This window comes from Micromonospora sp. DT41 (assembly GCF_049841715.1).
In the GTDB taxonomy this organism is placed as follows: domain Bacteria; phylum Actinomycetota; class Actinomycetes; order Mycobacteriales; family Micromonosporaceae; genus Micromonospora; species Micromonospora profundi.
The window spans coordinates 125,602-140,364 of the sequence record NZ_JBNCKU010000006.1 but is presented as its reverse complement, the minus strand read 5'-3'; the positions used below and the strand labels follow the sequence as shown (position 1 = coordinate 140,364).

The following is a 14,763-nucleotide window of genomic DNA, read 5'->3' as shown; positions in this document are numbered from 1 at the left end:
CCGGTTTTGCGAGCCCCGCAGTCGCGATCTGAAGGTGCCTCATGACGGCGGGTCAGTCGGGCGCGACGTTGGTCTTGGTGCTGGCTGTTGCGGTGCTGGTCGGCTGCGGTGTGGTGCTGTTGCTGGAGCGCAGCATGACCCGGATCCTGCTGGGCGTGATCCTGACCGGCAACGGGGTCAACCTGCTGATCATGCTGGGCGGTCGGTCCGGTGGGGCGCCGGTGGTGGGCACGGGGCCGGTGGACGAGATGGCTGATCCACTGTCGCAGGCCATGGTGCTGACGGCGATCGTGATCACGTTCGGGCTGACGGCGTTCCTGCTCGCTGTGGCGTACCGCAGTTGGTATCTCACCGGTGACGACGAGGTGCCCGACGATCTGGAGGACCAGCAGATCATCCGCCAGGCCGAGCGCAACGAGGCGGGTGCCATCGATCACGGCGGGGAGGGTCCGGACGACGATCCGGAGCAGGTCGATCCAGAGCCGGCGCGACGTCGGCTACGGCACGGGGACGAGGCGTGATGAGCAGGCTGTTGCCGCTGCCGGTGGTGGTGCCGTTGTTGGGTGCGGCGCTGACCCTCTTGCTGGCGACGCGACCCCAGATTCAGCGTGCGGTAAGTGTGCTCTGCCTGTCCGGGACGTTCCTCGTCGCGGTGGTGCTGCTGGTCGAGGCGTACCGGCACGGGCCGGTGGTGTTGGCGGTCGGCGGGTGGCCGGCGCCGGTCGGCATCGTGCTGGTCGCCGATCAGCTCGCCGCGCTGATGGTGGTGGTGTCGTCGGCGGTGACGCTGTGCGTGTTGCTGTACTCGATCGGTCAGGGCCGCAGCGAGACCGCCGAGACCACTCCCGTGGTGATCTTCCACCCGACGTACCTGGTGCTCACGGCGGGCGTGACGAACGCGTTCCTCGCGGGCGACCTGTTCAACCTGTTCGTCGGCTTCGAGATCCTGCTGGCGGCCAGCTTCGTGCTGATCACGCTGGGCGGCACCGAGACCCGGATCCGCACGGGGTCGACGTACGTCGTGGTGAGCATCCTCTCTTCGATGATCTTCCTGGCCGCTGTGGGGCTGGTCTACTCGGCCACCGGCACGCTCAACCTGGCGCAGCTCGCGCAGCGGCTCGACGATCTGCCCGACAACGTACGGCTGACGTTGCAGTTGATGTTGCTGCTCGCGTTCGCGATCAAGGCGGCGGTCTTTCCGTTGTCGGCCTGGCTGCCGGACAGCTATCCCACAGCGCCGGCTCCGGTGACAGCGGTGTTCGCGGGGTTGCTCACCAAGGTGGGTGTCTACGCGATCATCCGCACCGAGACGTTGCTCTTCCCGGACGGGCAGGCCAACAACCTGCTCATGATCGTCGCCGGGTTGACGATGGTGATCGGCATCCTGGGCGCGGTGGCGCAGTCCGACATGAAGCGACTCCTGTCGTTCACACTGGTAAGCCACATCGGCTACATGATCTTCGGGGTGGCGTTGAGCACCACCGCCGCGCTCTCCGGTGCGATCTTCTACGTCGTGCACCACATCACGATCCAGACCACGCTGTTCCTTGTCGCCGGGCTGGTCGAGGAGCGGGCCGGCAGCACCGACCTGCGCCGGCTCGGCGGGCTGGCCCGGATGGCGCCCCTGCTCGGCGTGCTGTTCTTCGTACCGGCGATGAACCTGGCCGGGGTGCCACCATTCTCGGGCTTCCTGGGCAAACTCGGCCTGCTCCAGGCCGGGGCGGCGGCCGGTGGGGCGCTGCCCTGGACGCTTGTGGCGGCCGGGACGCTGACAAGCCTGCTCACCCTCTATGTCGCTTCGCGGGTGTGGAACATCGCGTTCTGGCGGGCGCCGCAGTTGGACACCACTGACCCTGTCGTCCGGCTGCCCACGCTGATGGTCGGTGCCACAGTCGGCCTGGTCGTGTTCGGCCTGGCGCTGACGGTGCTGGCCGGTCCGCTCTTCGACGTGACCGCCGCCTCGGCAGCCGACCTGCTCTCGCGCACCCCGTACGTGCGGGCTGTGTTCCCAGGAGGTGCGCCGTGACCGAACCGACCACGACGTCCTCGGGGTCCGCGGCGGCCGAGCCCCGTGGGCGGTTCGGGCGCTGGCGGGACCAGGCGGTGGCCCTGGGCTGGCTGGTGGTCGTCTGGTGTCTGCTGTGGGGCGAGATCAGCTGGGCCAACGTGGCCGGTGGCCTGCTGGTGGGCGGCGCGGTGCTCCTGTTCTTCCCGCTGCCGCCGGTCACCTTCGGCGGCCGGCTGCGGCCCTGGGCGTTGCTGGTGTTCGTTGGCAAGTTCGTCGTGGAGCTTGTCGTCGCGAGTATCCACGTCGCACGGATCGCCGTGCAGCCCGGCTACCGGCCTCGGGGGGCGATCATCGCCGTGCAGCTACGGGTGCCGACGGACCTCAACATCGCCCTCACCGCCGAGGCGGTCACCCTGGTGCCCGGCACTCTGGTCCTGGAGGTGGACCGGGCGGAAGCCACGCTGTACCTGCACGTGCTGGACACCCACGACCCGGCGGACCTGGAACTCGCGCGGGAGCGCACCCTCGCTGTCGAGCAGCGGATCGTCCGGGCGGTGGGCAGCGCGGCCGAGCTGCGCCTCGTCGAGTCCGATCCCGCCGAGAAGGGAACGACCCAGTGATCCTGCTTCTGGCCGCCGTCCTCACCGCCCTGCTGTCGGTGACCGCGCTGCTCGCCCTGGTTCGGCTCTACCGTGGCCCGACGTTGCTGGACCGGGTGATCGCCGCCGACATGCTGCTCGCCACAATGGTCGGCGCGGTGGGCGCGGAGGCGGCGGTCAACCGGCACGCCACCACGCTGCCCGTACTCGTGGTGCTGTCCCTGCTGGGCTTCGTCGGCTCGGTGGCGCTGGTCCGCTTCGCTGTCCGGGAGCGGGCGTGATCGGGGTGATCGCCGACTGGCTCGGCGCCGCCTGCCTGGTGGCCGGTGCGGTCCTCGCGCTCGCCGCCGGGATCGGCGTGCTGCGTTTCCCGGACGCCCTGTCCCGGATGCACGCCGCCACCAAACCCCAGGTGCTCGGGGTGCTCCTGCTGCTGCTCGGCATCGCGCTGCGGCTGCGGACCCTGCCGGACCTCGGGATGGTCCTGCTGGTGGCGATCTTCCAGCTGGCCACCGCGCCGGTCGCGGCGCAGATGATCGGCCGGGCGGCCTACCGGTCGGGGCGGCTCGACCGGAGCCTGCTCGACGCCGATGAGCTGGCCGAGCGGGGGCAGGGCGGCGGCCAGGTGGGGTGACGCCCGGCGAACCGGACGATCGGACGCCTTCGGCCCTCCCTCAGCGGAGTCCCAGCGAACGCCGATAAAATAGTCAGATGATCGACTCGTCTGCCCAGGAGGGCAGTAGTAGCCAGCCGGGTTGTGCCCGGCATATCCCCGACCCGACGACCCCGGGAGCCCTGAGCGACCCGTGTTGATCGTCGTCGGTCTTCTTCTGATCATCGTGCTCACCGCCGCGACAGGCTATTTCGTAGCCCAGGAATTCGGCTACGTCGCCGTGGACCGCGGCAAGTTGCGCCAGCTCGCCGATGACGGCGACCAGGCTGCCGCCCGCGCTCTGACCGTCACCAGCCGGCTCTCCTTCATGCTCTCCGGCGCGCAGCTCGGCATCACCGTCACCGCCCTGCTCGTCGGGTACGTCGCCGAGCCGTACCTCGGTGGTGGCCTCGCCGAGCTGCTCGGCGTGGCCGGTGTCAGCAGGTCGGTGAGCCTGCCGCTGTCGGTGGCCCTGGCCCTGGTCATCGCCACCATCGTGCAGATGGTCCTCGGTGAGCTGGCCCCGAAGAACCTGGCCATCGCCCGGCCCGAGGTACTGGCCCGGGCGCTGAGCCGGTCCACCCTCATCTACCTGGCCGTCGCCGGGCCGCTGATCCGGCTCTTCGACAGGGCTTCGATCCGGCTGCTGCGTCGGATCGGCATCGAGCCCATCGAGGAGCTGCCCAGCGGTGCCACACCTGCCGACCTGGAACAGATCATCGCCGAGTCCCGGCAGGAGGGCAGCCTGGACGCCGAGATGTCCACGCTGCTCGACCGGGGGCTCGACTTCCGTGAGCTGACCGCGGGCGAGGCCATGGTGCCGCGGGTCGACGTGCACACCGTACGCGCGCACGAGCCGGTGAGCCGTGTCGTCGAGTTGCTGGACACCGGCCACTCCCGGTTCCCGGTGCGCGGCGCGGAGGGTGTCGACGACCTGATCGGTGTCGTCGGCATCGCCGATGTGCTCGGCGTACCCCCGGGGGAGCGGGCGACCACGCCGGTGAGCGCGGTCGCCGGGCCGCCGCTGCTGGTGCCGGAGACGTTGCCGCTGCCGACGGTGCTCGACCGTCTGCGGTCCGGGCACCGGCAGATGGCCTGCGTGGTCGACGAGTACGGCGGCTTCGCCGGTGTGATCACGTTGGAGGACATCGCCGAGGAGCTTGTCGGCCCGATCAGGGACGAGGACGACCCACCCGATCGGGCACCTGCCCGGCAGGACGACGGGTCCTGGGTGGTGCCGGCCCGCTGGCGGATCGACGAGGTCGCCGACAGCACCGGCATCGCGCTGCCCGAGGCACCGGAGTACGACACCCTGTCCGGGTTGGTGATGCGGGAGTTGGGCCGGGTGCCGGAGGTCGGTGACCGGCTGGAGATCAGCCTGGTGCCCGACGGCGCGGACGGCGAGGATCACGCCGGGGAGCCGCGGGCTCTGGTCGAGGTGCTGGCAGTGGACCGGCACGTGGCCGATTCGGTGCGGTTGCAGCTGACCGAGCCGGAGGTGACCGCATGAGCCCCGGGATCGCGCTGCTCACCTCGGGGGTGCTGCTGGCGTTGAACGGGTTCTTCGTGGCCGCCGAGTTCGCCCTGGTGGCAAGCAAGCGGTACCGCCTGGAGCAGGCGGCGGCCAGCGGTGGCCGTGCGGCCCGAGCCGCGCTCGACGGTGTCCGCGAGTTGTCGTTGATGCTGGCCGGGGCGCAGCTGGGCATCACCCTGTGCACCCTGGGGCTTGGCGCGCTTGCCGAGCCGGCCATCGAGCACCTGGTCAGCCCGCTGCTGCACGCGGTGGGCCTGCCGGACGCCGCCAGTCACGTGATCGCCCTGGTCTTCGCGCTCGGGTTGGTCACCTTCCTGCACCTTGTGGTGGGGGAGATGGCGCCGAAGTCGTGGGCCATCACCGACGCGGAGCGTTCGGCGACGCTGCTCGCGTTGCCGTTCCGCGCGTTCGCCCGGGTGTCCCGGCCGGTGCTGTCGGTGCTTAACGCGATGGCCAACGCGATCCTGCGCCTGTTCGGGGTCGAGCAGCAGGATCAGCTGGCTCAGGTGCACGGCCCGGACGAGCTGCGGATCCTGCTGGAGCAGTCCCGCGAACACGGGCTGCTCGGCGCCGAGCAGCACGAGCTGCTCACCAGCATGCTGGAGTTGCAGGGCACGACCGTGGCGCAGGTGATGGAGTCGTTCTCGACAATGGTCACCGTCGGGCGGGAGGACCCGGCCGAGCGAATCGAGCAGGTCAGCCGCGACAGCGGCAGGTCCCGGATGGCGGTGCTGGACGCGGACGGCGACGTCTGCGGCCTGGTGCACGTCCGGGAGGCGGTGCGGGTGGTGACGAACGGCCGTGTCGCCACCGCCGGGGAGCTGATGACGCCCGCGTTCACCCTGCCCGCGACATCCTCGGTCACCGAGGCGGTGGCGGCCATGCGCGCCCGGCAGTCCCAGCTCGCGCTGGTGCGCAACGGTGGTGGGCCGTCCCGCCCGATCGGTTTCGTCGCCCTTGAGGACCTGCTTGAGGAGGTCATCGGGGAGTTCGACGACGAGACCGACACGGTGCCGCGGGGGCGGCGCCTGCGGTGAAACCGGAGGGGTGGTCCCTCTTCGCCGAAGTCGAGGTGACCACCCTCCGGGTCCGCGACCCTTGAGGTGACCTCGCCGTCGGCGGGGCGTACGGGGGCGTGGCCTGGTGGGGGCGCGGTGCGGTTGACGGGGGTGTCTCGGGAGTCCGGCTGGAGCGGGCTGTCCGTGCAGACCACGCTGCCCAATCCGAGCACCCGTCCGGGGCTGCGCCTGCCCGGGCGGGTGACCCTCGCCGCCGGGCCGGACGACGTGCTGGTGCGGCACATCCGCCTCGGCCTTGTCACCACGGTGGAGCCGAACGACCCGGAACCCGCCCGGCGGCTGGTGCAGTTCCATCAGGCGCCGATCGCCGGGCGGTTCGTCGTACCGGCAGGTCGGCGGCGGGCTGTGGACTTCGCGTTGCCGCTGCCGTGGGAGACGCCGGTGACCACCTTCGGCGGGGTGCCGTTGCTGAGCCTGCGGATGGCGCTGCGGACCGAGGTGTCCGTCGACCCGGACCTCGATCAGGGCGCCATGGTGCCGGTGTTCGTGCATCCGGTGCCCACGCAGCAGCACGTGTTCGCGGCGATGGACACGCTTGGTTTCTCGATCCGCCAGGCCGGGTTGCAGGAGGGCGGGCTGCCCGGTGTGGAGTTCACACTGCCGCTGCACCAGCGGTGGGGTTTCTGGGTGGCTCCGCTCTACGCAGGCCCGATCACCGAGATGGAGGTGATCTTCGTGACCAACTCGGCAGGTCTGGAGGTGATCCTCTGGATGGACCGCCGGCTGGCCCTGGCGGGGATCACCCACCAGAGCATCAGCCGGTTCCGGATCTGGCACGCCGACGCCGGGCAGCGCGACTGGGTGGCGACAGTGGACGGCTGGCTGCGCCAGGCCATCAACAGGCACGCCGCAGCGGCAGCCCACGCGGACTGGTCGGCGCGGATCACCGGGTCACCGCATGTCAGCCGCCACCCCGACGAGCCGATCCGTCCCGGCTACGGCCTGGGCGGCACCGCCGGTGGCGCCGGCATCGGAGGCGGCGGTAGCGGTGGCGGTGGCGGCGACGGCACCTGACGACAGGTGCGAGGCGACGTCAGCCGGCGCTGGCGGTGGCCAGCTTGAGGCTGAAGGCGAGGAACAGCGTGGCGATGGCGGTGGTGCCGCCGGCGGCCAGTCGACGCCGCTGACGGAACTGGGTGGCCAGGAAGGTGCCCGCGAAGATCAACGCGGTCAGGTAGAGCACGCTCGCCGCCTGGGCGATCAGCCCGAGCAGCAGGAACGACAGCGCCGGCCACGCGTAGGTCGGGTCGACGAACTGGATGAAGAACGAGACGAAGAACAGGATCGCCTTCGGGTTCAGCAGGCTGATCACCAGCGCCTTGCGGAACGGACTGCGCATCGCCTCCGGCTCGGCGGCGTCGATGAGCCGCGGCGTGGTCGGGTCGTTGCGGTCGCGCCAGCGCCGCCAGGCACCGCGCAGCATTGTCATCCCGACATAGGCGAGGTACGCGGCGCCGGCGTACTTGATCACCAGGAACACCGGTGGGTACGCCTTGAGCAGCGACGCCACCCCGGCGGCGGAGAGGACCATCAGCACCGTGTCGCCGACGAACACCCCTGCGGCTGCCCGGTAACCCGTGCTGACGCCCCGCTTGGCGGCGGTGGACAGCACGAACAGCGAGTTCGGCCCGGGCAGCAGAACGATGGCCACGGTGCCCAGTACGTACGTCCAGATGTCGGTGATCCCCAGCACGCCCGTCATCATCACGCCACCGGTGCCGTTCGGCGAAGTCTTTCTCGCAGCCTGGCCTGTGCGTTCGGCCACTCGTCGATTGTCATCGCGTACTGCACGGTGTCCCGCCAGGAGCCGTCCGCGCGCTGGCGGTGCATGCGCAGCACTCCCTCGCGGGTGGCGCCGAGCCGCTCGATGGCGGCCTGCGAGCGGACGTTGCGGATGTCGGTGTGCCACGCCACCCGCACCGCGCCCAGGTCGTCGAAGGCCCGGCCCAGCAGCAACAGCTTCGCCTCGGTGTTGATCCCGGTACGCCACCACGGCAGGCCGAGGAACGTGTACCCGATCGCCACCGACCGCCGTTCCGGGTCGATCTCGTAGTACGACGTGGTGCCGACCACCGCTCCGGTCACGGCGCAGCGTTGCACCCAGGGCACCCGCTCGCCCCGCTGCTGGGCGAGCAGGGCGGCGGTTACCACCTCGGCCGTACCGGTCACCGAGGTGGGTCGGGCCACGCCGAGGTGCCGCCAGACGTCGTCGTCGGCGGTGGCGGTGTGCAGCTCTTCGGCGTGCGCCAGGTCCAGGGGCTCCAGCCGGACGTGCTCACCGTGCAGCGGCACCGGGTCGTGCCAGGGCGTGCGGGCCGTGCGCAGGTACGCCGGCAGCGGGGCGGTGACCCCGGCGTCCGGCTCGGGCGGGCCGGCGGTCAGCCGCAGCGGCAGCACACCGGCCCAGTGCGGCAGGTGCAGGTCGGCCTCGTCGTCGCGGACCCCGCCGGTGCGGGCGCGTACGGAGACCTCCCGCAGCGGCAGCGCCAGCACGGCGGTCTCGGCCAGCTCGCGGCGGCTGGGCGGGCGGCTGTCGTTGCTGCGGCCCGTGCCGACCTTCTCGACAAGGGCGGTGAGCATGGCGGCCTTCTCCTGCTCGTCGGTGACGAGCCGGGCGGTGCCGTGCGCCACCACGGAGCGGTAGTTGGCGCTGTGGTGGAACTGCGAGCGGCCGTAGATCAGCCCGTCGAGCACTGTCACCGCGACGCAGACGGGCAGCCCGTCGCCCCGGGCGGCGAGCAGTGGCCGACTGCCGGTCGAGCCGTGCAGGTAGAGCGTGTCGCCGATGCGGACGTGCAGGGTGGGCAGCACGCGTGGCTGACCGTCGACGGTGAACCCGAGCGCGCAGTCGTACGCCTCGTCGAGTACGGCGTGCGCGGCCGCTCTGTCGTAGCTCATGCGGTCGCGCGCACGGCTGGCGGTGGTGCGGGCTGTGGGTGCGTACATGCTCGGCCCTTTGTTCTAGTACAATCTCTGATTTGTGTCAGCACGCTATCAGCTCACCGGGGCGACCGCCGTCGCGATTTCGGCCAGCATCGAGTCGGGCATCCGTACGGGCGCACTGCCGCCGGGTGCCGCTCTGCCGCCGGTCCGGGTGCTCGCCGCCGAACTGGGTGTCAGCCCCGCCACCGTCGCCCGCGCCTACCAGGAGCTGCGGCAGCGCGGTCTGCTCGTCACCGCAGGGCGGCACGGCACCCGGGTCCGTCCCCGCCCGCCGGTTGCCGCCAGCCGCTCCGCGCTGCGCCCCGCGCCGCTACCCGGTGCCCGTGACCTGTCCCGAGGCGAACCCGACCCCCGACTGCTGCCCACCCTCGGTCCGCACCTCGCGGCGCTCGCCGCCGAGGCAGGCCCGCCGGTCGGCTACTCCCACTCCGGGGTGCTCCCCGAACTGGCCGAGGTGGCCCGCGCCCGGCTGAACGCCGACGGCGTGCCGGCCTCGGAGATCACCCTCACCGGCGGCGCGTTGGACGGCATCGAGCGGCTGCTCGGCGCCCACCTGCGCCCCGGTGACGCGGTGGCGGTGGAGGACCCGGGTTGGGCCAACCTGCTCGACCTGATCGCCGCCCTGGGGATGCGTCCGATCGGCGTACCGGTCGACGACGAGGGGCCACTGGCGGCCGGGGTGGCCGCCGCGCTCGCCGCCGGTGCCCGCGCGCTTGTGGTGACCAGTCGGGCGCAGAACCCGACCGGCGCCGCCGTCTCTGCCGCCCGGTCGGCGGAACTGCGGACGTTGCTCGCCGGCCGGCGGGACCTGCTGCTCATCGAGGACGACCACGCCGCGGAGCTGGCGCGCGTACCCCTGCATTCTCTTGCGGGTGCGACAGCGAGTTGGGCGTTCGTGCGCTCGGTGAGCAAGCCCTTCGGCCCGGACCTACGGCTGGCGGTGCTTGCCGGCGACGAGACCACAGTGGCCCGGGTGACCGGCCGGACGCGCGTCGGCGCCGGCTGGGTGTCCACAGTGCTGCAACGGCTGGTCCTGGCCCTCTGGCGGGACCCGGTGGTCACCGAGCTGGTGCACCGGGCGGCGCAGAGCTACGAGCTGCGGCGCGACGGGCTGGTGGCAGCGCTGGCGGAGCGCGGCCTGACCGCGTACGGCCGCAGCGGCATCAACGTCTGGCTGCCGGTGGCGGACGAGACAAGTGCGGTTACCGCGCTGCGCGACGCCGGCTGGGTGGTGGCCCCCGGTGCCCTCTACCGGATCGCCGCCACACCAGGAGTGCGCATAACGGTGAGCTCTCTGACAACAGACGACCTGATCCCCCTGGCCGAAGCCCTTACCCAAGCCACAAACCCCACCCCACCCCCAAACTTCCCCACCTGACCCCACCCCGCCCCTGCTCCCCGCCCCCCGCCCCCTGCTCCCCGCGATCTTGCAGTTTGTGTCACTGGTATGCCCTTTATGGGGTGTTGGTCCGGGCAGGAAGTGCAAGATCGCGGGGGTTCGAGGTGGGCGGCGTGGGTATGCGGGCGCCGGAGGTGGGGGACTTGGCTTCAAATGGGGCGCGTAAGGGAGTCTGGATCGCGGTGGCGGTGGTGGTCGTCATCATCGTCATCGTGCTGATCGCGATGGCCTCGGGTGGGGATGGCGGTGGCGGCGGGTACTGACGCGGGCGGCACCGCCGGGTACCGAGGCGGCGGCGCGGCCGGATGCTGACGCGGCCTTTCGCGGCGCGTGTCGCGCGTGGCGGGGCCGGGTGGTGGCTGCTGGGGGCGTACCCGACAGTCGGCATCCAAGGGGTATATAACAGTCGACATGGCCGAGCAGACCGGGAGCGCTCCGGGCGCCCAGCGGTACATCCCACCGGACGCCGACACCATCGACGAGCTGCGCTCCGCGTCCGGCGGCTGTCAGGGCTGTGAGCTGTACCGGGACGCCTCGCAGACGGTCTTCGGCCGGGGCGACGAGAGCGCCCGGGTGGTGCTTGTCGGCGAGCAACCCGGCGACATGGAGGACCAGAAGGGTCTGCCGTTCGTCGGCCCCGCCGGCCGGTTGCTGAGACGCGCGGTCGACGACGCCGCGCTCGATCCCACCCACCTCTACCTCACAAATGCCGTAAAGCACTTTCGTTTCCAGCTGCGCGGCAAGCGGCGGATCCACCAGACCCCCGACCAGGTGCACATCACCGCCTGCCGGCCCTGGCTTGTCGCCGAGTTCGCCCGGCTGCGTCCGGAGATCGTGGTGGTGCTCGGCGCGACCGCCGCCAAGGCGCTGCTCGGCCCGTCCTTCCGGGTCACCCGGCAGCGGGGCGAGCTGCTGCCCTGGCCCGAATCGGCCCAGCGCCCGGAGGACTTCCAGCGCGTGCCGGTGGACAACGCCGGAAAGCGGGCCGACGCGCCCCCGGCCCGGCTGCTGGCCACCATCCACCCGTCGGCGGTGTTGCGGGCCGATGACCAGGACAAGGCGTACGAAGGGCTCGTCGCCGACCTGACCGTCGCCGCCCGGGCCCTGCGCGGCTGACCCGGGCCGTACGGTCGTCGAAGCCTCCAACATCAGCAGCCGGCGCTGCATCCACCCTGCTCCGGATCCGCCAGCTGAACTTGCGTTTCTGGGGCCAACGCCGCACCGAACCGACCGTGCGGCCCCGCCCGTGACGGGCCGACGACGGCGACGCGCCCGGCACTCGCCGGGCGCGTCGAACGTCGGTGTCAGACGATGCTGTTGAAGCCGTTCCAGTTGCTGCCGATCTGCTTGCTGGCGGAGTAGGGGACGCCGTTGTCGCGGACGATGTTGTTCGCGTACAGCAGCAGGGTGCCGTCGGTGGTGCGGCCGACGAGGTCGGTGTAGCCGTCACCTGTCACGTCCGCGCCGATCAGGGTGTCGAAGCCGTTCCAGTTGCTGCCGATCTGCTTGCTGGCGGAGTAGGGGACGCCGTTGTCGCGGACGATGTTGTTCGCGTACAGCAGCAGGGTGCCGTCGGTGGTGCGGCCGACGAGGTCGGTGTAGCCGTCACCTGTCACGTCCGCGCCGATCAGCATGTCGAAGCCGTTCCAGTTGCTGCCGATCTGCCGAGCGGAGGAACTGCTGTACGGGGTGCCGTTGTCGCGGACGATGTTGTTCGGGTACAGCCAGAGGGTGCCGTCGGTCTTGCGGGCGACCAGGTCGGTGTAGCCGTCACCTGTCACGTCCGCGCCGACGATCCGGTCGAAGTTGCCCCAGCCGCTGCCGATCTGCCGTGCGGAGGAGCTGCTGTACGGGACGCCGTCGTCGCGGACGATGTTGTTCGGGTAGAGGAGCATGCTGCCGTCCGGCTTCACAAGGAGCAGGTCGGTGAAGCCGTCACCGGTGGCGTCGGCGTTGATGATCCGGTCGGAGGTGCCCCAGCCGCTGCCGATCTGCCGTGCGGAGGAAGTGCTGTACGGGGTGCCGTTATCGCGCTCGATGTTGTTCGAGTACAGCCACAGAGTGCCGTCGGTCTTGCGGGCCACCAGATCGTGATAACTGTCGCCGGTCACATCGGCGACTCCGGGGTCCTTCTCAGGAGTCTGGCCGCTGGTGGTGATGTTGTTGTAGCGCCGGGCGACGTAATTGCTCGCCGGGTGGGAGTCGATGAGACCGTCCCCGCCACCCGTGAGAGTTTCCGTGGCCATCTTCACCGGGGTGGACCCGAAAGCGTAATACTCGAATGTGCCCGTCGATTGGTTGGTCCAGCGTTTGAAGAGGATGACGTGCTCGCTGGCGGAGTTGAGGATGTCGCCCGGCTGGAGGTCGTTCTTACTGATCTGCTTCGACACCGTGTACATGTTGTGGGTCGTCTTCGACGTGGAAAGGTGCCAGGCCATCGAAACGAACCCGGAGCAGTCCCGGCGGTAGTTCTTGCCGTTCTCGTCGGGGTAGTAGCCCTGCTGGCTGTACTTGATGCTGCCGCGATTGTCGTACCAGTACTTGGCGCGGCTGAGCACCTCGGTGGGGGTGATCGCCCCGCCCACGCTCGACGCGGCGAAGGCGGCCTCGGGAGTGCTCGCCAGCACTGTGGCGACGCCTCCGGAGAGGCCGGCGCCGGCGGCGAGTGCCACACCCAGCGCCATGGTGGTCAGGCGGCGAATCGTACTTCCGTGCATGGTGTTCCTTTCGGTTGCCGGCCTGCTTTCGGGCAGGCCGGTTCGACCACCGAGTCGTGAACGGTGGCCGGAGCGACGAGAAAATTGGGAAAGATCGTGCCGTGGGTCAAATGACCCGCCATGAACAGAGCAGGGCGGTGCTGGCGATCGTCTTGTCGACGAGGTGGCGCAGGGTGTCGGCGGCTTCCTCCGGGCTGTCGGTGTCGACAAACGCCAGGATGTCGGCGCTGTCCGGGCCGGCCCGGACGCGGAGGTGCTCCACGCCGCTGCCGGCCAGGACGTACACGTTGAGCAGATCTCGCAGGTCTGCGGGGTCGATGGCCGCCGCCGACGTGAGGGCAGCGATGCGGATATGCGTCGCGACCATCAGAGCCGCCTCGGGTCGACCGGCGCGGGTGCGCCCCAACCGAACCCGTCGCCCACCAGTGGGGCGGTCGGAGTGTCCTGTGGGGAAGCGCCCCAGCCGAACCCGTCGGCGAGTGACACCATCGCGTCCGGCCCCGCGCCCAGGATGACCACGAGACCGGCAGCCAGGAGAACGAATATCGCGAGACGGTAATGGGAATTGGCGGTCCGGAGCATTCTGGTCGACCTTTCTCCGTATGAAATTTCGCTGTGTTTTGTGGATTCGGGGGCATCTCGGTCGATGCTGTTTCGGTGAATGAAGCATCGCGAGTCCGCGCCGCCTTGTCACCGGGTACGGCCTGGCGTGACCCCGCCCGGCGGGTCTACGCCAGTTGCGCCACCGGGCTCACGGAAACGTTCAGTGCCCGGCAGAATGGCGGGCGTTGGTCCTACACGGGGAGGGGCTATGTTCGATTTGTTGGGGTTGTCCGCGCAGCACGAGATTGTCTACCGCGCCATGTTGGAGCGTCCTGATCTGAATATCACCGGGCTCTCAGCCCACCTCGGTGTGTCGCCCGGGGAGGTGCGTGCGGCTCTGGACGTGCTTGCCGACCTCGCGCTCATCCGGCTCGACCCGGAGGGTCATTCCGCTCGACCGGTGCGGCCGCAGGCCGGGCTGACGGCGCTTCTGACGAAGGTGGAGGCGGAGGTCGCGGTCCGACAGAGACACGTCGAGGCGACCAAGGCAGCCATCGCGGCCATCGCGGCCGCCCACGACGACTACCACCAGGGGGCGGAAGGCCGGGTGCTCGAAGGGATCGACAGCGTACGAGACCGGCTGGCCGAGCTGGCCGACACCGCCCGCGTCGAATGTCTCTCCTTCAACACCGGAGGGGCGCAGACCCCTGACACGCTCGCGGCGGAGGCGCCGCTGGACCAGCAGGCGCTTCGCCGCGGCGTCCAGATCCGCAACGTGTATCAGGACAGCTTCCGCAACGACCCGGACACCCTCGCGCACGCCCGGTGGTTGGCGGGCCTCGGCGGGCAGTCACGCACCACGCCGACGCTGCCCATGCGCATGGTCATCGTCGACCGGGGCACAGCGCTCGTTCCCATCGATCCCGCAAATCCGCGGCGGGGTGCACTGGAGCTGCACAGCCACGGGGTCGTCGCCGGATTGATCGCCCTCTTCGAGCAGGTGTGGCACACCGCAACACCGTTCGACGACCGGGTAACGGCCGACGCGCAGGGTCTCACCCAACAGGAACGGGAGTTGCTGCGGCTGCTCGCCGCCGGGCACACCGACGAGTCGGCGGCCCGCAAACTCGCGATCTCCCTGCGCAGTGTGCAGCGCATGATGACGTCCCTGACCGAGCGGCTCGGTGCCGCCAGCCGATTCCAGGCCGGCGTGCAGGCAGCCAGTCACGGTTGGGTGTGAGGAGGAGCCCGCGTAGCCGACCCGGCATCCGCAGGCGGATGCCGGGTCG

Annotated in this window: 16 protein-coding genes; 11 read left to right on the top strand and 5 right to left on the bottom strand. The window is 70.4% G+C overall.

Translation table 11 applies throughout. The features are described from left to right. Nucleotides 1-41 precede the first annotated feature (41 nt). The 8 genes from ACLQ23_RS13560 (at nucleotide 42) to ACLQ23_RS13525 (ending at nucleotide 6,886) form a co-directional block, all read left to right on the top strand. Nucleotides 42-521, top strand: coding sequence for a Na(+)/H(+) antiporter subunit C (locus ACLQ23_RS13560; RefSeq protein WP_355597010.1), 480 nt, complete (start codon nucleotides 42-44; stop codon nucleotides 519-521). After that, nucleotides 521-2,026: a Na+/H+ antiporter subunit D gene (locus tag ACLQ23_RS13555; RefSeq protein ID WP_355597008.1), complete on the top strand. Its 1,506-nt coding sequence runs from the start codon at nucleotides 521-523 to the stop codon at nucleotides 2,024-2,026. Before ACLQ23_RS13560 ends, ACLQ23_RS13555 begins: the two co-directional genes overlap by 1 nt. Beyond that, nucleotides 2,023-2,628: a Na+/H+ antiporter subunit E gene (locus ACLQ23_RS13550; RefSeq protein WP_355597006.1), complete on the top strand. Its 606-nt coding sequence runs from the start codon at nucleotides 2,023-2,025 to the stop codon at nucleotides 2,626-2,628. Before ACLQ23_RS13555 ends, ACLQ23_RS13550 begins: the two co-directional genes overlap by 4 nt. Continuing rightward, on the top strand, nucleotides 2,625-2,888 hold the full coding sequence (locus ACLQ23_RS13545) for a monovalent cation/H+ antiporter complex subunit F (RefSeq protein ID WP_355597004.1): 264 nt from the start codon (nucleotides 2,625-2,627) through the stop codon (nucleotides 2,886-2,888). The genes ACLQ23_RS13550 and ACLQ23_RS13545 overlap by 4 nt, the downstream gene beginning before the upstream one ends. Continuing rightward, a complete protein-coding gene (gene mnhG, locus ACLQ23_RS13540; protein WP_355597056.1) occupies nucleotides 2,888-3,241 on the top strand; it encodes a monovalent cation/H(+) antiporter subunit G in 354 nt (117 codons plus the stop codon). Before ACLQ23_RS13545 ends, mnhG begins: the two co-directional genes overlap by 1 nt. A 172-nt stretch (nucleotides 3,242-3,413) precedes the next feature. Then, nucleotides 3,414-4,769: a hemolysin family protein gene (locus ACLQ23_RS13535; RefSeq protein WP_355597002.1), complete on the top strand. Its 1,356-nt coding sequence runs from the start codon at nucleotides 3,414-3,416 to the stop codon at nucleotides 4,767-4,769. After that, complete coding sequence (locus ACLQ23_RS13530; RefSeq protein ID WP_355597000.1) at nucleotides 4,766-5,830, top strand: hemolysin family protein; 1,065 nt, start codon at nucleotides 4,766-4,768, stop codon at nucleotides 5,828-5,830. Before ACLQ23_RS13535 ends, ACLQ23_RS13530 begins: the two co-directional genes overlap by 4 nt. A 117-nt stretch (nucleotides 5,831-5,947) precedes the next feature. Continuing rightward, nucleotides 5,948-6,886: a sporulation protein gene (locus ACLQ23_RS13525; RefSeq protein ID WP_425880706.1), complete on the top strand. Its 939-nt coding sequence runs from the start codon at nucleotides 5,948-5,950 to the stop codon at nucleotides 6,884-6,886. 19 nt (nucleotides 6,887-6,905) lie between these two features. Here ACLQ23_RS13525 and leuE read toward each other — a convergent pair whose 3' ends face one another. Together leuE and ACLQ23_RS13515 are read right to left on the bottom strand one after the other, a co-directional pair. Continuing rightward, nucleotides 6,906-7,577 carry a leucine efflux protein LeuE gene (leuE, locus tag ACLQ23_RS13520; protein ID WP_355596996.1) on the bottom strand — a complete coding sequence of 224 codons (672 nt, stop codon included), beginning with the start codon at nucleotides 7,575-7,577 and terminating at the stop codon, nucleotides 6,906-6,908. Further along, nucleotides 7,577-8,818: a bifunctional pyridoxamine 5'-phosphate oxidase family protein/GNAT family N-acetyltransferase gene (locus ACLQ23_RS13515; RefSeq protein WP_355596994.1), complete on the bottom strand. Its 1,242-nt coding sequence runs from the start codon at nucleotides 8,816-8,818 to the stop codon at nucleotides 7,577-7,579. Before ACLQ23_RS13515 ends, leuE begins: the two co-directional genes overlap by 1 nt. 34 nt (nucleotides 8,819-8,852) lie before the next feature. Between ACLQ23_RS13515 and ACLQ23_RS13510 the strand changes: the two genes are divergently transcribed. Next, entirely contained in the window at nucleotides 8,853-10,193 is a 1,341-nt protein-coding gene (locus ACLQ23_RS13510; protein ID WP_355596993.1) for an aminotransferase class I/II-fold pyridoxal phosphate-dependent enzyme, read from the top strand. A 432-nt stretch (nucleotides 10,194-10,625) separates the two neighbouring features. After that, a complete protein-coding gene (locus ACLQ23_RS13505) occupies nucleotides 10,626-11,330 on the top strand; it encodes a UdgX family uracil-DNA binding protein (protein ID WP_355596991.1) in 705 nt (234 codons plus the stop codon). Nucleotides 11,331-11,518: 188 nt separating this feature from the next. Here the strand turns inward: ACLQ23_RS13505 and ACLQ23_RS13500 are convergent, their stop codons facing one another. From ACLQ23_RS13500 to ACLQ23_RS13490, 3 genes are all read right to left on the bottom strand, one after another. Next, entirely contained in the window at nucleotides 11,519-12,931 is a 1,413-nt protein-coding gene (locus ACLQ23_RS13500) for an FG-GAP-like repeat-containing protein (RefSeq protein ID WP_425735615.1), read from the bottom strand. 106 nt (nucleotides 12,932-13,037) lie between these two features. After that, nucleotides 13,038-13,298, bottom strand: a complete 261-nt coding sequence (locus tag ACLQ23_RS13495) for a hypothetical protein (RefSeq protein WP_355596987.1) — start codon at nucleotides 13,296-13,298, stop codon at nucleotides 13,038-13,040. Continuing rightward, nucleotides 13,298-13,513, bottom strand: coding sequence for a hypothetical protein (locus tag ACLQ23_RS13490; protein ID WP_355596985.1), 216 nt, complete (start codon nucleotides 13,511-13,513; stop codon nucleotides 13,298-13,300). The genes ACLQ23_RS13495 and ACLQ23_RS13490 overlap by 1 nt, the downstream gene beginning before the upstream one ends. Before the next feature lie 229 nt (nucleotides 13,514-13,742). On the opposite strand from ACLQ23_RS13490, the gene ACLQ23_RS13485 reads away from it, so the two are divergent. Next, on the top strand, nucleotides 13,743-14,714 hold the full coding sequence (locus ACLQ23_RS13485) for a helix-turn-helix transcriptional regulator (protein WP_355597054.1): 972 nt from the start codon (nucleotides 13,743-13,745) through the stop codon (nucleotides 14,712-14,714). The last annotated feature ends 49 nt before the right edge of the window (nucleotides 14,715-14,763 follow it).